We start from the raw sequence: 18,457 nt of genomic DNA on the forward strand, positions 1-18,457 counted from the left end.
GCCCTTTCGATGTCTCCGACTCTATCAGATGATTTCTGACCGGAGTTCGGAGTGCTTCTCCCACAAGAATTCCGTCTCCGGATTTCCTGGTTCGAGGCGAAGAAGAAACTAACTGCTGCTGCCGAATCTGTCCAACTCGGGAGCGGCCGTTTGCTTCCCCTGCCCATGGTCGGCCGCTTCTGCGGCTTTCCGGGGGCGGAGAGGACAGTAGCAGGTTCCCGGCGGCCTGCGCACATCACGCGACATCGCGGCGCGAGCGGCGCCTTCGCCTGCCGCCTTCCCCCGCCATGTTCGCCTGCCGTGTTCGGTTACCACGATGTCGCCGGTTCCGTCCCCCTGCTCGTCGTTCTCTTGCTCGCGGTTCTCTTGTTCGCGGTTCGTCGGCCCTCGACGCGGAGGGTGATAGCCGTTCGGTGTGTGTCGGCGGACCTTCCGCTGACAGGCCAGCGGACAAGGCAGCGGCCCTGCCTTGCTCCCCGGTCTCAGTCGAACGTCGACGGGGGTGTTTCGAGGTCCTCCAGCTCGATGCCCGGGGCCGCGAGGACGACGTCGCCGGTGAGGTGGACGGTGTGCTGTTCCCCCGTCTCCAGATCGTTGACCTGGTAGTTCTCCACGACGAGCGGGCCGTTGTCAGTGGCGTGTGGTTCGGTGTTCCGCAGTGCCCAGGACTGGTCGAGGGTGCGAGGAGCGAGCACGGGGGGTGTGAACGCGACGAGGCGGACGCGGGTGGGCCGGTCACCGGAGGCCGGCCGCAGCAGCCGCGAGGTCGCGACGAGGAACGCGGGGGACGCCCCGGTGAAGGAGTGGGCGGCGGCGTTGCCTTCCTGGGCGCGTCCGCCGGTGGGGTCGGAGCGTACCCAGGTGACGCCGTCCAGCGCCGCGCCGCGGACGCGCCAGCCGCCGGCGTGGAGTTCCAGCCGGAGCGGGCGGCCGAGTTGGTCGAGGGTGAGGTCGACGGACCCCGCGTGCTCACCCGAGGGGGTGGTGAGTTGGGAGACATAGCGCCAGCCGGAGGGACCGGTCGCGCAGTGGAAGTGTTCTTCACCGAGGAAGGTGTGGTCGTGCGGATCGTGCAGCGAATAGCGGCCGCGGGGCATGGGCGGTGTCCGGGGTCGGTGCGGTGACGGGTCACGGGGCCGCTCGGTAAGGGAGCGTCCGCTCGATGAGAGGGAGCGTACTTCTCCGCCCGGTCGGGGGTGCCGTGAGGCGGCCTGAAGGGATGTGGCCTCGTGGCTTGTGGTTCGCGGCCTGTGGGCCCGTGGCTTCGCGTCCCGAATGCCGGGAGAGCGCCCTGGCCGGTGGGACGGTGCTCGGCCGCCCGGATTCTGCCCTGGGTGGTTTCAAGAGGCCGTGGGGACCGCCTACGAGTGCCGTGACGCCGTTGTCGCGCGTTGTCCGCGGCGATGGGCGATAGCGGCCCGGCTAGGTGCGAAGGCCGGTGCGATGGCGCCAGGCCCCCGCTCGGGGGCGGGGGCCTGGTCCGGGAGCTGACGGTTGCCGCGTCCGCCCGTCCCGGCTCGGCAGGGGCGCTGCCGAGCCGGTCGGGGTCGGGCTCAGTGCGGACGGGTCAGCCGCGGTGCCTCAGTACCGGTAGTGGTCCGGCTTGTACGGGCCCTCGACCGGGACGCCGATGTAGGCCGCCTGCTCCGGGCGGAGCGTGGTCAGCTTGGCGCCGAGGGCTTCGAGGTGGAGGCGGGCGACCTTCTCGTCGAGGTGCTTGGGCAGGACGTAGACGTCGGTCGGGTAGGACTCGGGCTTGGTGAACAGTTCGATCTGGGCGATCGTCTGGTTCGCGAAGCTGTTGGACATCACGAACGAGGGGTGTCCGGTGGCGTTGCCCAGGTTCAGCAGGCGGCCCTCGGACAGGACGATGATGCTCTTGCCGTCCGGCCAGGTCCAGGTGTGCACCTGCGGCTTGACCTCGTCCTTGACGATGCCGTCGATGGCGGCGAGGCCGGCCATGTCGATCTCGTTGTCGAAGTGGCCGATGTTGCCGACGATGGCCTGGTGCTTCATCTTGGCCATGTCCGAGGCCATGATGATGTCCTTGTTGCCCGTGGTGGTGATGAAGATGTCGGCGGTCTCGACGACGTCGCCCAGGTGGACCACCTGGTAGCCGTCCATCGCCGCCTGGAGGGCGCAGATCGGGTCGATCTCGGTGATCAGGACCCGGGCGCCCTGGCCGCGCAGGGACTCGGCGCAGCCCTTGCCGACATCGCCGTAGCCGCAGACGACGGCGGTCTTGCCGCCGATGAGGACGTCGGTGGCGCGGTTGATGCCGTCGATCAGGGAGTGGCGGCAGCCGTACTTGTTGTCGAACTTCGACTTGGTGACGGCGTCGTTGACGTTGATCGCCGGGAAGAGCAGCGTGCCCGCCTGCTGCATCTCGTAGAGGCGGTGGACGCCGGTGGTGGTCTCCTCGGTGACGCCGCGGATCTCGGACGCGAGCTGCGTCCACTTCTGCGGGTTCTCGGAGAGGGTGCGGTTGAGGAGCTGGAGGATGACGCGGTGCTCGTCGTTCTCGGCGGTGTCCACCGAGGGGGCGGCGCCGGCCTTCTCGTACTCGACGCCCTTGTGGACGAGGAGGGTGGCGTCACCACCGTCGTCGAGGATCATGTTGGGGCCGCCGGTGGGGGTGTTCGGCCAGGTGAGAGCCTGCTCCGTGCACCACCAGTACTCCTCCAGGGTCTCGCCCTTCCAGGCGAAGACCGGGACGCCCTGGGGGTCGTCCGGCGTGCCGTTGGGGCCGACGGCGATGGCTGCCGCGGCGTGGTCCTGGGTGGAGAAGATATTGCAGGAGGCCCAGCGGACCTCGGCGCCCAGGGCGACGAGGGTCTCGATGAGCACGGCCGTCTGCACCGTCATGTGCAGGGAGCCGGTGATGCGTGCGCCGGCCAGGGGCTTGTCCGCGGCGTACTCCTTGCGGATCGCCATCAAGCCGGGCATCTCGTGCTCGGCCAGCGTGATCTCCTTGCGGCCGAACGTGGCGAGCGAGAGGTCCGCGACCTTGAAGTCCTGGCCCGTCGTGGAGGTCGTCATGTGCGAGCTGCTCCTCGATGTCGAGATAGTCGGGGTTTTCGGGATATGGGCGTGCTGGTCCGTGCTGCGGCGCGGGGCGGTGTGGTGCCGGTCGCGCGGAGGCGCGCATCGTCGCCGGGCACACTCGTCCCCTGCTCGCAGCTCAGTCCGTCGGAGGCCCTCTCTCCCTCGGTGGCCCGCCGTGCGGGCCTCCCGACCGCCATCAGCAGCGACGTCTGGCTCTACGAATTTACACCGCCTGTCCAGGGGACCGGATGGGCCCGGTCGGCAGCAAGGGCGCCTCGGGGGTGGTTTTCGGCCGCTTGCACTCTTGTCCGTCCGGCTGGTTCTGTGCACCCTGCGGCCTCCGCGCCGGCAACGGCGAACAGCGACCGCGTGCGCGAGAACGCACCCTCCACACCACTGGCCGAGCTAGGAGTTTCCACGTGACCAGTCCTGCCGAGCGCCGCGAGGGAGCGGCGCCCCCCACCGAGCCGGGGCTGAAACTGATAGCGGTGACGGCGTGCCCGACCGGGATCGCGCACACCTATATGGCTGCGGAAAAACTGACCCAGGCCGCCGAGGCCCGGGGTATCGCCATGAAGGTGGAGACACAAGGCTCCATCGGGGCTGAGAACGTCTTGACCGACAACGATGTCAACACCGCGGACGGTGTGATCGTCGCCGCCGACAAGGACGTGGACCTCAGCCGGTTCGGCGGCAAGCGCGTGCTGCTCGTCGGGGTGGCCGACGGCATCAGCGATCCGGACGGCCTCCTCGACCGCGTGCGCCGGGCGCCGGTCCACCGGGGCGGGGCATCCGCCGCGGCCGGTGACGCGGCCGGTGACAGGGCGGGCGGCGGCGGTACCGGAACGGACGGGCGTGGGACGGGCGGTGCCGGTGGCGCGGACGGCTCTGCCGGCGCCGGGGCCCCGTCCGGTCCCGCCGGGGCGCCCTCCGGTCCTGCCGGGGCCAGGAGCCGGGAGCGGAGCGCCGGTTACAAGGCGCTGATGAACGGGGTCTCGTACATGATCCCGTTCGTGGTCGTCGGCGGGCTGCTGATCGCCGTCTCGCTCGCCCTCGGCGGTCACCCGCAGGCCGACGGCGGGCTGGTGATCCCGGAGGGCAGCTTCTGGAAGCACGTGAACGACATCGGCACCATCGGGTTCACGCTGATGGTGCCGGTCCTCTCCGGTTACATCGCCTACGCCATCGGCGACCGGCCCGCGCTGGTGCCCGGCATGATCGGCGGCTGGATCGCCAACACGGGTGAGCTGTACGACTCCAAGTCGGGCGCCGGCTTCATCGGCGCCATCGTGACCGGGTTCCTGGCGGGCTATCTGGTGCGCTGGATCAAGCTGGTCCCGGTGTCGCGGTTCGTACGGCCGATCATGCCGATCATCGTCATCCCGATCGTGGCGACCTCGGTGCTCGGCCTGTTCTTCGTCTACGTCATCGGGAGGCCGATCTCGTGGGCCTTCGAGAACCTCACCGACTTCCTGGGCGGCATGACCGGGACGAGTGCCGCGCTGCTGGGCATCGTGCTGGGCCTGATGATCGCGTTCGACATGGGCGGGCCGGTCAACAAGACGGCGTTCCTGTTCGGCACCGGGCTCGTCTCCAAGAGCCCCGAGGTCATGGGGATGTGCGCGGCGGCCATTCCGGTGCCGCCGCTGGGACAGGGCCTGGCGACGCTGCTGCGCCGCAGGTTCTACTCCGGCCAGGAGCGCGAGACCGGTCTCGCCGCGCTGTTCATGGGCTTCTTCGGCATCACGGAAGGCGCCATCCCGTTCGCCGCCGCGCGGCCCGCGCGGGTGATCCCCGCGAACATGCTCGGCGGCGCCGTGGCGGGTGCCCTCGCGGGGCTGGCTTCCGTCGGTGACAACGTGCCCCACGGCGGTCCGATCGTGGCCGTTCTGGGCGCGGTCGACGGTGTCGCGCTGTTCTTCGTCGCGATCGTGGCCGGTACGGCTGTCACGGCACTGACGACAGCGGGTCTGGTGACGCTCGCAGAGCGCCGGGCGGAACGTGCCGAGAGTGGCTCCCCGGGGGCGTCCCCGTCGCGGCCTTCCGTGTCGGACAGCGCCACCCGTTCCGACAGCACAGAGGGCACGGAGAGCGCTGACAGCACCGAGAGCGCTGACAGTACGCAGAGCGCTCAGGGCACAGGGACGGCGCACGGCACCGGCAGCGCCACCGGCTCGGACAGCAACAACAGCTCGCACAGTGGCGAAGACTCGGTCAGCAGCGGCAGCTCGGGCAGTGGTGGGTCCGGAGGGTCCGACGTTCGCGTGTCGGGTGAGGACGGCCCTGAGGTCCTCTCCGGGTACCTCACCGCGGACACCGTCTCCGCGCGGTTGGACGCCGGTGACAAGGAGGCCGGCATTCGTGAGATGGCCGCGCTGCTGGGGCGCAGCGGCAAGGTCGTCGACGCGGAGGAGCTGGTGCGGTCCGCGCTCGCCAGGGAGGAGCAGGGCACCACGGGGCTCGGGGAGCAGATCGCCGTTCCGCATGCGAAGACGGACGCGGTGACCGCGCCGGTCGTCGCTTTCGCGCGGTCGGCCGACGGTGTGGAGTGGGGCGCGCTGGACGGGGACGAAGGCGCGGCTGGTCTTCATGATCGCCGTACCCGAGGCGGCCGCCGGTGACGAGCACCTGCGCATCCTGGCACTGCTGTCGCGCACGCTGATGGATCCGGCCTTCCGCGAACGGCTGCTGGAGGCTCCCGACAAGGCGGCGATCCTGCACGCCCTCGCCGAGATCGGGTGACCCGGCGGACGGCGCGGTGGAAACGGACGGAGGCCCGCTCCGTGCGGCCGGAGCGGGCCTCCGCCTCGTAAGCGGTGCCGTCGTGCGGCGCCCATGCCGGGTCACCGTGCGGCCGGGCGTGTCAGCCCACGGGGCCCGGGGCGTCCGTCGGGGACGGGGCGGAACCCGGTTCCGGGTCGGCTCCGGAGGCGCGGTAGATGTCGGGCTCCAGGTAGATGACGCGGGCGATCGGCACGGCCTCGCGGATGCGCTGTTCGGCGGCGTCGATGGCGCGGGCGATCCGGGCGGCCGTGTCGTCGTGCTGGACGGCGATCTTGGCGGCCACCAGCAGTTCTTCCGGCCCCAGGTGCAGGGTGCGCATGTGGATGACGCGGGTGACGGTCTCCCCGTCGACGAGTGCCGCGCGGATCTTGTCGCGCTCGGCCGGGTCCGCGGACTCGCCCAGCAGCAGGGACTTGGTCTCGACCGCGAGCACCAGTGCGATGGCGACCAGCAGGGCGCCGATGCACATGGTGCCCACACCGTCCCAGACGCCGTCGCCGGTCAGCAGGGCGAGGCCGACGCCGCCGAGGGCCAGGACGAGGCCGATGAGGGCGCCGAGGTCCTCCAGCAGGACGACGGGCAGCTCGGGGGCTTTCGCGCGGCGGACGAACTGGGCCCAGCCCTGCGTGCCGCGGATCTCGTTGGACTCCTTGATGGCGGTACGGAAGGAGAACGACTCGGCGAGGATGGCGAAGACGAGCACGCCCACGGGCCAGTACCAGTGTTCGACCTCGTGCGGGTGTGCGATCTTCTCGTAGCCCTCGTAGAGAGCGAAGACACCGCCGACCGTGAAGAGCACGATGGAGACCAGGAAGCCGTAGATGTAGCGCTCCCGGCCGTAGCCGAAGGGGTGCTCCTCGCTGGCCTCCTTCTTCGCCTTCTTGCCGCCGAGCAGCAGGAGCGCCTGGTTGCCCGAGTCGGCGACCGAGTGGACGCCTTCCGCCAGCATCGAGGCGGAGCCGCTGAAGGCCGCCGCCACGAATTTCGCGGCGGCGATGGCCAGGTTGGCGCCCAGCGCGGCGACGATCGCCTTCGTTCCGCCTGATGCACTCACGTCTTCCGGATCCCTTTCTGCTGCGGGGCGGCCGCCCGGTCAGACGGCCACGGTGGCGCGGAAGAGCGTACCGTCACCCGACAGGCGCACCGTCTCGCCCGCGGGGATGTAGGCGGAGCGGCCCGGGGAGAGGGTGAGTTCCCGGGCGCCGCCGCTCCCCTCCCCGCGCAGGACGGCGCTTCCCGCCGTGCACAGCAGCAGTTGTGCGGCGGGGGCGCGGACGGTGTGCGCTTCCGCACCCGGTACGAGGGTGCGGCGGGAGAGCCGGAACTCGCCGACGGGGGTCTCGTAGGTCTCTTCGCCCGTGCGCTCGTCCGCCTCGGGGCGCAGCACACCCGGGTCCGAGGGTTCGAAACGGACGACGCGCAGCAGCTCGGGCACGTCCACGTGCTTGGGCGTCAGGCCGCAGCGCAGCACGTTGTCGGAGTTGGCCATGATCTCGACACCGAGGCCGCTGAGGTAGGCGTGCGGGACGCCGGCTGCGAGGAACAGGCCCTCGCCGGGGCGCAGGACGACGTGGTTGAGGAGCATGGCGGCGAGTACGCCGGGGTCGCCGGGGTAGTGCCGGGCGAGGTCCGCGTACACGGCGTACTCGGGGCGCCCTGCCGCCGCCTCGGCGGCTGCGGCGACTGTGCCGGCCATCTCGTCCCTGTCGGCCGTCAGCAGGGCCGTGAGGACCTCGCGCAGCGCGTCGCCCTCCGGGTGGGCCCGCAGGATGTCGGCGTACGGCTTCAGGCCGTCCACGCCGAGGCCCTCCAGGAGTGTCGCGGCCTCCTGGGGGTGCCGGAAGCCGCACAGTCCCTCGAACGGAGTGAGGGCGCAGATCAGTTCGGGCTTGTGGCTGGTGTCCTTGTAGTTGCGGTGCGGCGCGTCCAGCGGGACGCCCCGCTTCTCCTCGTCGGCGTAACCGGCCGCCGCCTGGGCGTTGTCGGGGTGCACCTGGAGGGAGAGGGGGGCCGCGGCGGCGAGCAGCTTCAGCAGGAACGGCAGCCGGGGCCCGTACGCGCGGACGCTCTCCTCACCGAGTTCGCCCTCCGGGTCGGCCGCGATCACCTCGGACAGCGGCTGCGGGCCCGCTCCCCTGTCGATACGCGAGGGGGCGCCAGGGTGGGCACCCATCCACAGCTCGGCCTGCGGTTGGCCGGTGGGGTCCTCGCCGAGCAGTTCGGGAAGGGCGGTGGTGGAGCCCCAGGCGTACGGCCTGACGGTGTTCTCCAGACGGTCCATGAGAGGTTGCGTTCCTGTCGTGCTGGTGCGGCGGGCAGGGCGTGTCTGCCGGGGGGGTGCTGGTGTGCTCCTCGTCCCCCAGGACGGCGTGTTCCCGGAGAGGGCGTGTTCCCAGGGAGGGTGTGTTCCCGGGGACGGTGTGCTCACGCCCAAGGGGAGTCGGTGTCGGCGAGCGTGAGGTAAACGGCGGAGAAATCGGCCGTGGCGATCAGCTCCGCCGCGGCCTCCAGCGGGCCGCTTCCCTCGGCGGGCTCCAGCTCGCTCAGCGGTGCCCCGTGCGCGTAGGCCAGGTCGCGCGCCGCCACGGTCGCGGAATCGCCACCGGGCGGCCCCTCGCGCAGCAGGACGACGCGGGGCCGTGTCGTCTCGGGCTCCTCCACCCGGTCGCGGAAGAAGTCGTCCGTGTCGGTCCCGCCCGCGAACGGGCCGGCCAGCAGCGCCCCGTGCGCGCTCATGGCCTCGGGCAGTGCGACAGGGAGCGCCGGCCTGCCGGGGAGTGCGGTGAGCACGGCGGACCAGTGGCGTGCGGCGGCTCCCGCCACGGCGCCCTCGCTCCACAGCAGCGGGAGCGCGCCCGCCAGTTCGACGGCGAGGGTCTTGCCGGGGTTGCTGTACGGGGCGACGGCGGGGCCGCAGCGTTCGGCGACCGTGTCGAGCCTGTCGGCGAGCGCGGCCAGCTCCGACGGCCCGGACCGGGTCAGTCCGAGGCGGTCGGTGAGCAGCAGGACGGGGGTGAGCAGCGCCCAGAAGGTGCCAGGGGCGCCGACGGGCCGTCCCGCGAGCGTGGCGGGCCCGGAGCGGGTGTCCTGCCCGCCGTCACGGCGGCCGTCGCCGCGGTGGCCGTCGCCGCGGTCCGCCTCGTCCGCCCCCGCAGCGGGGCCCGCGCCGGGTGCGGTGCCGTCCTGCTCCGTGTCCGCCGGGTGCTCGGGGGCGTCCGGGGAGGGATAGACCTCGTACGGGCCGGGGGCCAGGGGCACGGCCAGTCCGCGGGTCTCGCCGAGCGTCTCGGCCAGCGGGCTGCCTTGGGGGGTGACGGCGACGACGGTGCAGCCCCGCCGGTACGCCTGGTCGACGAGGGCCGTCAGGCCGGGTTCCGTACCGTCCGGGGTGAGCAGCAGCAGGAGGTCCACCGGGCCCACCCAGCCGGGCAGCGGCCAGCGCAGTGCTCCGGTCGCCGCGTGGGCGCCGGACGGCTGCAGTCTGGTGACGGGGACGGCCCCGTTGGTGAGGGCGCCGAGCAGATCGGCGACGCACGCGGTGGCGGGGCCCGGCCCGGCGACGAGGAGCGCCCGGGGGCGGCCCTCAGGACGCAGCGCGTCCAGTCCCGCCTCGGTGGCGTGCCGCAGCCCCGTGCGGACGCGTGCCCCGGCCTGTGCCGCGCCTGTCAGCAGGCCGCGTGCGTCGGCGCGGGCGAGAGCCTCGGGGGCGTCGAGGAGCGTCTCGTCGAGCATCTTCCGTGGCCTCCGATCGGCTTCCGGTGCGTGGCGTCCCTCCGCGCGCGGGCGCGGGTGCTCAGGAGGGGCGGCGGGCCTCGTCCACCAGGAGGACCGGGATGCCGTCGCGCACCGGATACACCAGACCGCACTCGGCGCCCCCGGTGCAGTGCAGCTCGTCGCCTTCCTCGCGCAGCGGCGCGTGGCAGGCCGGACAGGCGAGGATCTCCAGGAGTCCGGCTTCGAGCGGCATGTGTTCCTCCAGATGCGGGGCGCGGCGGCTGTTGCTGACTGTGCGGTCAGGGTACCGCCGGGCGCTCCGGACGGTGCCGGGGGCGCCTGTCGTGCCCGTGCGGCCCGTGCGGGGCCCGGCGGTGTGCGCGCCCGTCAGGCCGGGGAGCTGGTCTCCCCCTCGGCCCGCACGATGGCCAGCACCTCGTCGCGGACGCGCTCGACGGTCTCCTTGTCGCACGCCTCGACGTTCAGCCGCAGCAGGGGCTCGGTGTTGGAGGGGCGGAGGTTGAACCACCAGTTGACGCCCGTGACGGTGAGGCCGTCCAGGTCGTCCATCGTCACGCCCTCCCGGCCGGCGAAGGCGGCCTTGACGGCGTTGGTGCGGTTGAACTGGTCCTCGACGGTGCTGTTGATCTCGCCCGAGGAGGGATACCGGTCGTAGTGCGCGACCAGCTGCGAGAGCGTGCCGTCCTGGCCGCCGAGTGCCGCCAGGACGTGCAGGGCGGCCAGCATGCCCGTGTCGGCGTTCCAGAAGTCGCGGAAGTAGTAGTGCGCGGAGTGCTCTCCGCCGAAGATCGCCCCTGTCCTGGCCATCTCCTGCTTGATGAAGGAGTGGCCGACGCGGGTGCGTACGGGGGCGCCGCCGCTCTCCTTGATGACCTCGGGGACGGCGCGGGAGGTGATGAGGTTGTGGATCACGGTGGAGCCGGGCGCCTTGGCCAGCTCGCGGGCGGCGACCAGCGCGGTGATGGCGGACGGCGGGACCGGCTCGCCCCGCTCGTCCACGACGAAGCAGCGGTCGGCGTCCCCGTCGAAGGCCAGTCCGATGTCGGCGCCGGCCCGGAGTACCTCGTGCCGCAGGTCGACGATGTTCTTCGGGTCGAGCGGGTTGGCCTCGTGGTTGGGGAACGTGCCGTCCAGCTCGAAGTACATCGGGACCAGGTCGATCGGCAGCCCGGCCAGCACGGTGGGCACCGTGTGGCCTCCCATGCCGTTGCCCGCGTCCACCACGGCCTTGAGGCGGCGGATGCCGGTCAGGTCCACCAGGGAGCGCAGGTGCGCGGCGTAGTCCTCCAGCATGTCCCGCTCGGTGACGGTGCCTTGGGGCTTGTCACCGGACGGTGCGCCGCCCGCGTCCAGCCACCGCTCGACCAGGGCGCGGATGTCGGCGAGTCCCGTCTCCTGGCCCACGGGCGAGGCACCGGCGCGGCACATCTTGATGCCGTTGTACCGGGCCGGGTTGTGGCTGGCGGTGAACATGGCGCCGGGGAGGTCCAGTTTGCCGCTGGCGAAGTAGAGCTGGTCGGTCGAGCACAGCCCGATCCCGGTGACGTCGGCGCCCTGGCCGGCCGCGCCCTGGGAGAACGCCCGCGCGAGGCCGGGCGAGGAGGGCCGCATGTCGTGCCCGACCACGATCGCGGAGGCCCCGGTGACGCGGACGAAGGCGGCGCCGAACAGCTCGGCGGTCGTCTCGTCCCACTGATCCGGCACCACACCACGTACGTCGTACGCCTTCACGAGCTGAGACAGATCAGCCACGGCCAGCCTCTCCTGGGTCGTCGGTCGGTCGGCAACGGGTCACAAATCTACCCGCGAGGGTGACAGGCGCCGTGCGGCAGCGCAGTGACCTACGGCTCCGGGGAGCGCAAGACCCTCAGATGGCCGCGCCGGGCGACCTCCATCGGATCGGTGTCGCGTCCGCGCCCGCCGCCGGAGCCGTCCGGCGGGGAGGGGTTCCGCGGCTCGGTACGGGGCGTACGGGCGGCCTCGCGAACGGCGTTGGCGAGTGCTTCGAGGTCGTCGCCGCTGGGCCGGGAGGCGGCCGTGTCCACGGCGAGTCTGACGACCTCCCAGCCGCGGGGCGCGGTGAGCCGCTCGGAGTGCTCGGCGCACAGGTCGTAGCAGTGCGGCTCGGCGTAGGTGGCGAGCGGCCCCAGGACGGCGGTTGAGTCCGCGTAGACGTACGTCAGCGTCGCGACGGCGGGACGACCGCAAGCGGTGCGCGAACAGCGACGTACAGGGCTCACGACGTTGGACCGTACCGCACTCTTGAGCGGGCCGCGACGACTCTCCCCGACGTCACCCTGCCGTGTCGTCCCCCTTCGCCGGAAACGCCTGATCTGCTGAAAGACGCACACGGCCGATCGGCGGGCGCACCCGGACGGCCGCCGACCGGTCAGGATCGGTCCCGCCACCGGTCGCAATTCACCCGATCCCGGTCGTTTCCGTTGCGCCGCCCGCCGTAAATGGCAGGGCGAAGCGACAGAAAGGGCAAAGGCGCATCATGCGCGGATATGCGGGGGCGGGGCGGCGGAACCCGTGGTGCCGGGAGCGCCCCCGCGGGACCCGCGGCGGGCTACGCTCGGGGGTGATGGACAGCCCTGTACCGCCGCGCCGGCCCGCTGCCCGGCCGCACAGCCGAGACCGCCACGGCCGCGGCATGCGCGGCCCCATCGCGCCGCCCCAGGTCCCGCTCGCCCTCAGCCGCGCGGAGGCGTTCGACGACCTGGTACGGGACTCCGTCACCCGGCTGGAGCGGCACTGGCCGCAACTGGCCGCCGTCGAGTTCGCCGTCCAGGAAGTGCCCCGGTCCGACAACGGCGAGGTGCGGGAGGGCGACGAGGCCGTACCCCTCGGCCGGATCGCCGAGGGCGGGGGCGACCGTCCCGACCGGGTGATCGTCTTCCGGCGCCCCGTGGAGATCCGCAGCCGCACCAGGGACGAGCGCGCCCTCCTGGTGCACGAGGTCGTGGTGGAACAGGTGGCCGAACTCCTGGGGCTGGCCCCGGAGTCGGTGGACCCCCGGTACGGCCAGGACTAGCGCCCCGGAGGGCAGGACCGGCACTCCCCGCCCCGGTTGCATCCCGTCCCGGCCGTTGCTTCCCGTCCCGGCCGTCCGCCTCTTCGGCCGCCCCGCCTGTCCGTCACCTGCCCATCACCTGTCCGTCCGTCCCACCGCCCCGGCCGCCGCCGTCCCGTCAGTCGTCGTTGAGCACCGACAGGTCCTGCGCCGACGTGGGGACAGCCACCGTGCTGCCGTCGTCCGGGAGCGTCTGGATGGTGAAGGCGGGAACGCCCGAGAGGGGACGCTCCAGCATCCGCGAGGCGTACACCGGGCCGCCCGAGAGCCGTTCCACCGTGACCGCGTAGGTGCCCTTCCCGCCGGTGGGGCGCGGCGGGGCGAACGCGGTGGTGGTGTGCCCCTTCACGGCGACGGTGGTGCTCTTGGGGCTGCCTCCGCCGCTGCCCGCCGACGCGGTCACCCGCACCCGCGCCCCCGAACCGGGGGCGGTCAGCGCGAGCGTGGAGCCGCCCGCGCGGTTGTCGGCGGCGGTCGCCCGCTTGTCCACGGGGGCCGTCGAGGTGACGAAGGCGCTCTCCTGCTTGTCGCCCTTGCCGCGGGTGACCCGGGCCGCCGCCACGACGTCCGGCGCGTCGGCACCGCCCTCCGCCGGGGACAGCACCAGCGAACCCGCCTCGCCCTGGGTGAGGTTCTTCAGGTCGACGGTGGTCACCATGCCCGCCTTCACGTGCAGGGTCTCGTGACCGGCGGGGCTGATCAGTCCGGAACGGCCGGCCAGCCGCACCTCGAGGTCGGCGTCGTCACCGCCCGGCGCGAAGACGGCCAGCCGTACCGAGGTCGCGTCCTCGGGGATGCCCGGCAGGACGGCGCGGGGGCCCGGCGGGGCGGCGGGCGGCAGCCAGTCGCCGCCCGACTCGGTGTCCGACGTCTGCACTTGGGCGCCCACCCGGCCGGACCGCGCGGTCACGTGCAGGGTCACATTGGTGGCCGGCTCGGGCGTGAGGGTGGACAGCAGGACGGGGACGGTCGAGTGCGGCGGAACGGTGATGTCCTCGCCGCCTCCCTCGCCGCCCTTGATCTTGCCCTCCTTGCCGTACAGCTCCAGATCGACGACCGCCGCGCCGCTGTCCGGGTTGGTGAGGTGGACGTAGTCCTGCCGCCCCTGGGCGGTACTGGCACCGGGGAACCAGAACGAGGTGTCCGGCGCGGAACAGGCCGTCCCGTGCAGGCCGCGCCCCGCTCCCGCGCCCACAGTGGTGGTCTGCTGCACCGTCCAGCCGGGCGCGAAGACGCCGTCCGCCGTGCCCGTCAGCGCGGGCGCCTTCGGGTCGCTGGTGTCGTCGACGACGGGGGTGCCCGGGCTGCTGAGAGGGAGGTAGGGTTTGCCGGCTCCCTGGCCGCCGTCCCCTCCGCGCTCCCGGCCGGTACCGCCCTCGCCGTCCTCGGCGCCCTTGTTCCCGTTGCCGTGCTGGGCGCCCTGGTCGCCGCCCTTCTCGCCCTTCTCGCCCTTCTCGCCCTTCTCCCCCTTGTCGCTCTTCCCTGACTCCTGCGACTGGTCGGTCTCGGCGAGTTCGGCCGGGTGGAGGGCGGCGCTGCCCTTCTTGCCGGGGCCGCCCTTGGGGCTGAACGCCGTGTAGGCGGTCTCCGCGACATCGGACGAGCTGGGCTGCGGGCACACCAGTGAGGTGCGCTCGACGGGCTTGAGCGCGGCGGCCTTGGCGCTGTCCGAGCCGCCCGCCCCCTCGTCCGGTGCCCAGAGCACCGCCAGACCGGTCACCGCGGCCAGCGCGACCACGGTGCCGCCGAAGCTGAGGACTGTGCGGTTCACTGCTGCTCGCTCCCGTTGCCGTGCCTGCTGTCGTAACCGCCCTGCGACCCCGTCTCCTCGTAACCGTGCTGGTAGCCGTGGGGATCGGGGCCCTGCTGGGGCGGGTAGGGCTGCGTGGTCCAGTCCCCGTAGGAGTACTGCTGCTGCCCGTACGGCTGTTGTCCGTACTGCTGCCGCTCGTAGGAGGGCTCGTACTGCTCGTGGGGCGGGGCCTGGCCGTACGGGGGCGCGCCGTAGGTGTCGTAGGAGGGCTGCTCGTACGGGGAGGCGGCCGGCGGGGGCGAGGACGGCGCCTGGCCGTAACCGGGCTGCCCGCCCTCGTACCCCGGCTGCCCGCCGTCGTAGTGCGGCTGTTGCGGATAGGCGGGCTCCTGCCCCTCGTACGGCACCTGTTGCGGCGCGTAGGACTGCTCGTACGGCTGCTCGTAGGGCTGCTGTCCGCCGTAGGGAGCGTAGCCGGGCTGTTCGGGGGCCTGCGGGGGCGGGCCGGGTGCGGGGGCGTCCTGTGCGGTCCCGGGTCCCGCTCCGGCCGCCTCGGCCGCCGCCCGCAGCCGGCGGGCCCTGCGGCCGTCGCCGGTCGCCGGGGCGGGGACGGGCGGGGCGTCCGGGAGGTCGTCGTCCACGTCCCGCCTGCGGCCCGGCAGGGCGAGGACCAGGACGACGAGCAGCAGGAAGCCCTGCGCCCAGGCCCACGCCGTGCGGGTGAGCGGGGTCTGGTGGGTCAGCTCCAGCTTGCCGCCCTCGGTGGGCAGTTCGAAGCCCTGGGCCCAGCCGTCCACCGTGACGCTCTTGAGGGGGCTGCCGTCGAGAGTGGCCTGCCAGCCGCTGTCCGCCTTGTCGGCCAGCCGCAGCACCCGCCCGGAGGGACCGGCGGGCAGTGTCGCGTGGGACTCCACGGGACCGGCGGCGACGGCGACGGGGGCGGTCACCGCCCCGGACGCGCCGGTGTCCTGGGTACCCGGGACGATCGAGACGCGGGAGACCTGCCGGTCGACGCGCCACAGTGCGCTGCCGTCCTCCTGGCTGAGCCGGGTGAGGCCCGGCGTCGCGTCCAGGGTGCGGCTCACCTCGCGTGCCGAGCCGTCCCGCAGCAGGACGTACCGCACGGCGTACCCGCCCAGCTGGCTGGTCTGGTCGGCGCCGGACCCGGCGACGAGGTGGGCGACGACCCTGTCCAGGCGGGCGTCGTCACCGTCCACGGCGGCCAGGTCGGCGTCGCCCAGGCGGGCGCCGGAGCCGCGCACGAGCGTGTAGGCGACCTCGGCGGTCTCCCGCGGCCGGTCGAGGACCAGGGTGCGGGCCTGGTCGCTGGTGGAGCTCTCCTCCGCGACGAACGCGGGCACCTGCACCGGGTCGCGCCGCGAGAGGGGCCCGTCGGCGCCGCCCACCATCCAGCCGACGGCAGCGCACAGCGGCGCGGCGACGGCGGCGACGGCGACGAGAGCGGCCACCGGCTGCCGCCAGCCGAAGCTCTGCGCGGCCACCCGTTCCTTGGCGCCCTCGGCACCGACCGCGGCCGCGCACAGCACCGCCAGCCCGTACACGAGGGTGGCGGGTCCCGCCCAGGCCGAGCCGTTGGACACGGCGGCGAGGGCGAGCCCGGCCAGGGCCGCGACCCACGCGGCCCGCACGGCGGTCTGCCGCTCGGCGCGCAGCAGCGCGGCGAGTCCGGCGAGCACCAGGCCGGCCAGGAAGAGTCCGTCGGTGGTGCCGGGACCGCCCGGCGAGAGGGTCAGCAGGTCGGTCGCGGAGGCGGCGCCCGTGCCGTACTCCAGGCCGACCTCTTCGAGGAACCGTCCCGGGTCGGCCAGCAGCGACAGCGACCAGGGGGCGAGCAGCACCAGCGGTGTCACCAGGGCGGCGCCCAGCCGTGCGGCCCGCGCGCCGAGCGGACCGCCCTCCCGCAGCGGCACGGTGAGCGCCACGACGGCCAGCACGAGGGCGAGCGGCCACACCACCGGGGTGAAGGCGCTCGTGAGCGTCAGCAGCAGCGCGTACGCCCAGGCGGCGCGCCAGCCGCCCTTGCCGTGCAGTCCGCACGCCGAGACGGCGGCACGCGCCAGCAGGGGCAGCAGGACGGCAAGCACGGCGGTGCCGATGCGGCCCTGTGCGAGCGCGCCGGTGGCAGCGGGCAGGAAGGCGTACGCGACGCTCCCCCAGGCGCGTACCAGGCGGGAGCCGACCAGCGGCCGGGAGGCGAAGTAGGCGCTGATCCCGGCGAGCGGGACGGAGCACACCAGCAGCAGCGTCAGCGCGAGACCCGTACTGCCGAACAGGAGGGTGGCGAAGGCCGCCAGGAGCGCCAGGTAGGGCGGTGCGGACTGGGTGCCGCCCGTGCCGACGGTGTGCCAGCCGTCCAGATAGCGCGCCCACAGGTCGCGGACGTGGTCCGGTACGGGCAGCAGCGCCCCGCCCGCCAGCGCGCCGCCGCCCAGCAGCGCCCGGCAGGCGACCAGCGAGACGACGAGCAGGACGGCGAAGAGGACCGGCCCCGGCTTCCGGCTGAGCCGCTTGAGCCGCGCGAACTGCTCGACCTCCAGGAAGTCGGCGTCCTCGTCGGCGGGACCGGACTCGGCGGCGCCGTGCCGCCCCCCGGCGGACAGTTCGGGTTCGGAGCGCCCGGTGACGTTGCTGGTGACCTGCTCCAGGGTGGCGCGCAGCGTGGCGCCCGGGGGCGGGAAGAGAGGGCGCAGTTCCTTGTGCGGTACGACGGGCCGGCCGCGCCTGCGCCGCGCGGCCCTCAGCCGTCCGGCGCGCAGCAGTGTGGCCGACAGTCCGGTGATCTCGTCCAGCGCCTGTCCCGGCACCTTGCCGACGAGGTACCCGAGAGTGCGCACCAGGGTGCCCACGACGAGCCGCAGCAGCACCCAGGGGAGCAGCGCGGAGGGCATGTTGGCGAGCAGCGTGTAGACGGCGCCCGCCTTGTCCACCCGGTGCGGACCGGCGCCGCGGCCGGCCCGGCCCACGCAGTCGACCGGACGGCGCTCCCGCGAGGCCGCCTCGGCGTGCCGCATCACGGCGTCGGGCGCGACCAGCACCCGGTGCCCGGCGGCCTGGGCGCGCCAGCACAGGTCCACGTCGTCCCGCATCAGGGGCAGCGCGCGGTCGAAGCCGCCGAGCTGGTCGAAGACGTCGCGCCGGATGAGCATGCCCGCGGTGGAGACGGCCAGCACGGGCCGCACCTGGTCGTGCTGGCCCTGGTCCTGCTCGCGCCGTTCGATGCCCGTCCAGCGCCGGCCGCTGTGCGCCACGGAGACGCCCGCCTCCAGCAGCTGCCTGCCGTCGTACCAGCCGCGCAGTTTGGGGCCTGTGACGGCGACGGACGGGTCGGCGTCCACGACGCGCAGGAGTTCGGTGAGGGTCTCCGGCTCGGGTGCGGAGTCGTCGTGCAGGAGCCACAGCCACTCGACGGGCTCGCCGTAGGGCAGCTCCGGCATGTCGTAGGCGTCGTCGCGCCAGGTGCGGTTGACCGGGTCCCAGCCGCTGGGCCGCTTCAGGTACGGCAGGTCGTCCGGGGTGAGGCGGCGCGCTGTGCGTGCCGCCTCCTCGACGGCGGCGCCGAAACCGGTGCGGCGTGCCAGGTGCAGCACGCGCTCGGCGCCGAGGGCCTCGGTCAGCAACTGGGCGGAGCTGTCCGCGCTGCCGGTGTCGGCCGCGATGATGTTCTGCACCGGGCGGCTCTGCTCCAGCAGCCCGTCCAGCACCTCGGGGAGCCAGCGCGCGCCGTCGTGCGCGACGACGACGGCGGTGACGACGTGCCGGGGGAACTCGGGCGGCTCCACGGTGGCCAACCCTGCTGCGGCCGCCTCGTAATGGGCCGCCATATGGCTGTGCACGGACATCGAGGTAGGGGCCCTCCCCGGGGTGCCGGGGCCTCGCGGCGGTGCCGCGCTGTGGCTGCAAGCCCCCGGAAGACGCGTATCGGAGCGGTGAGCGCACCCCCAGAGCAAGGGCGGTGCGTCGTGGACGGCCCCACACTAACGGCTCGCACTGACGGGCCCTGCGCCTTGGTGCAACTGTCCCGGGCGGGCTCCTGGTTGCCCGGGCGA

General features: G+C 73.2%; 11 protein-coding genes and 2 pseudogenes. 3 read left to right on the forward strand and 10 right to left on the reverse strand.

Annotated features, from left to right (window positions below):
- Positions 1–482: 482 nt before the first annotated feature.
- Together FM076_RS12795 and ahcY are read right to left on the reverse strand one after the other, a co-directional pair.
- Positions 483–1,097: a hypothetical protein gene (locus FM076_RS12795; RefSeq protein WP_173870403.1), complete on the reverse strand. Its 615-nt coding sequence runs from the start codon at positions 1,095–1,097 to the stop codon at positions 483–485.
- A gap of 484 nt (positions 1,098–1,581) precedes the next feature.
- A complete protein-coding gene (ahcY, locus tag FM076_RS12800; protein ID WP_173870405.1) occupies positions 1,582–3,039 on the reverse strand; it encodes an adenosylhomocysteinase in 1,458 nt (485 codons plus the stop codon).
- 425 nt (positions 3,040–3,464) lie between these two features.
- Here ahcY and FM076_RS12805 point away from each other — a divergent pair.
- Together FM076_RS12805 and FM076_RS34955 are read left to right on the forward strand one after the other, a co-directional pair.
- A pseudogene (locus tag FM076_RS12805) lies at positions 3,465–5,024 on the forward strand (PTS fructose transporter subunit IIC); the annotation flags it as partial.
- Positions 5,025–5,408: 384 nt separating this feature from the next.
- A pseudogene (locus FM076_RS34955) lies at positions 5,409–5,787 on the forward strand (PTS sugar transporter subunit IIA); the annotation flags it as partial.
- Between the two features lie 121 nt (positions 5,788–5,908).
- Here FM076_RS34955 and FM076_RS12810 read toward each other — a convergent pair.
- The 6 genes from FM076_RS12810 to FM076_RS33720 form a co-directional block, all read right to left on the reverse strand.
- A complete protein-coding gene (locus FM076_RS12810; RefSeq protein WP_173870407.1) occupies positions 5,909–6,883 on the reverse strand; it encodes a cation diffusion facilitator family transporter in 975 nt (324 codons plus the stop codon).
- A 39-nt stretch (positions 6,884–6,922) separates the two neighbouring features.
- A complete protein-coding gene (gene manA / locus FM076_RS12815) occupies positions 6,923–8,110 on the reverse strand; it encodes a mannose-6-phosphate isomerase, class I (RefSeq protein WP_173870409.1) in 1,188 nt (395 codons plus the stop codon).
- A 143-nt stretch (positions 8,111–8,253) separates the two neighbouring features.
- Entirely contained in the window at positions 8,254–9,561 is a 1,308-nt protein-coding gene (locus FM076_RS12820) for an SIS domain-containing protein (RefSeq protein WP_173870411.1), read from the reverse strand.
- Positions 9,562–9,622: 61 nt separating this feature from the next.
- Positions 9,623–9,796: a Trm112 family protein gene (locus FM076_RS12825; RefSeq protein ID WP_173870412.1), complete on the reverse strand. Its 174-nt coding sequence runs from the start codon at positions 9,794–9,796 to the stop codon at positions 9,623–9,625.
- Positions 9,797–9,930: 134 nt separating this feature from the next.
- Positions 9,931–11,316: a phosphomannomutase/phosphoglucomutase gene (locus FM076_RS12830; RefSeq protein ID WP_173870414.1), complete on the reverse strand. Its 1,386-nt coding sequence runs from the start codon at positions 11,314–11,316 to the stop codon at positions 9,931–9,933.
- A gap of 89 nt (positions 11,317–11,405) precedes the next feature.
- Complete coding sequence (locus tag FM076_RS33720) at positions 11,406–11,804, reverse strand: DUF3499 domain-containing protein (protein ID WP_345944975.1); 399 nt, start codon at positions 11,802–11,804, stop codon at positions 11,406–11,408.
- 344 nt (positions 11,805–12,148) lie between these two features.
- Here FM076_RS33720 and FM076_RS12840 point away from each other — a divergent pair, with 344 nt between their 5' ends.
- Positions 12,149–12,598 carry a metallopeptidase family protein gene (locus FM076_RS12840; RefSeq protein ID WP_173870416.1) on the forward strand — a complete coding sequence of 150 codons (450 nt, stop codon included), beginning with the start codon at positions 12,149–12,151 and terminating at the stop codon, positions 12,596–12,598.
- 157 nt (positions 12,599–12,755) lie between these two features.
- On the opposite strand, the gene FM076_RS12845 is transcribed toward FM076_RS12840, so the two are convergent.
- Both FM076_RS12845 and FM076_RS12850 read right to left on the reverse strand, forming a co-directional pair.
- A complete protein-coding gene (locus tag FM076_RS12845) occupies positions 12,756–14,408 on the reverse strand; it encodes a DUF5719 family protein (RefSeq protein WP_173870418.1) in 1,653 nt (550 codons plus the stop codon).
- The gene (locus tag FM076_RS12850; protein WP_173870420.1) at positions 14,405–18,250 is read right to left on the reverse strand and encodes a glycosyltransferase family 2 protein; all 3,846 of its coding nucleotides are present in this window, start codon (positions 18,248–18,250) and stop codon (positions 14,405–14,407) included. The genes FM076_RS12845 and FM076_RS12850 overlap by 4 nt, the downstream gene beginning before the upstream one ends.
- Positions 18,251–18,457: the final 207 nt, after the last annotated feature.

This window comes from Streptomyces albus subsp. chlorinus (assembly GCF_013302895.1).
Classification (GTDB): domain Bacteria; phylum Actinomycetota; class Actinomycetes; order Streptomycetales; family Streptomycetaceae; genus Streptomyces; species Streptomyces chlorinus.

Excerpts from the sequence above, each read along its gene's own strand:
- FM076_RS12825 (WP_173870412.1), bottom strand. The coding sequence starts at position 9,796 with ATGCCGCTCGAAGCCGGACTCCTGGAGATCCTCGCCTGTCCGGCCTGC.
- FM076_RS12850 (WP_173870420.1), bottom strand. The coding sequence starts at position 18,250 with ATGTCCGTGCACAGCCATATGGCGGCCCATTACGAGGCGGCCGCAGCA.
- manA (WP_173870409.1), bottom strand. The coding sequence starts at position 8,110 with ATGGACCGTCTGGAGAACACCGTCAGGCCGTACGCCTGGGGCTCCACC.
- FM076_RS12820 (WP_173870411.1), bottom strand. The coding sequence starts at position 9,561 with ATGCTCGACGAGACGCTCCTCGACGCCCCCGAGGCTCTCGCCCGCGCC.
- ahcY (WP_173870405.1), bottom strand. The coding sequence starts at position 3,039 with ATGACGACCTCCACGACGGGCCAGGACTTCAAGGTCGCGGACCTCTCG.
- FM076_RS12840 (WP_173870416.1), top strand. The coding sequence starts at position 12,149 with ATGGACAGCCCTGTACCGCCGCGCCGGCCCGCTGCCCGGCCGCACAGC.
- FM076_RS12795 (WP_173870403.1), bottom strand. The coding sequence starts at position 1,097 with ATGCCCCGCGGCCGCTATTCGCTGCACGATCCGCACGACCACACCTTC.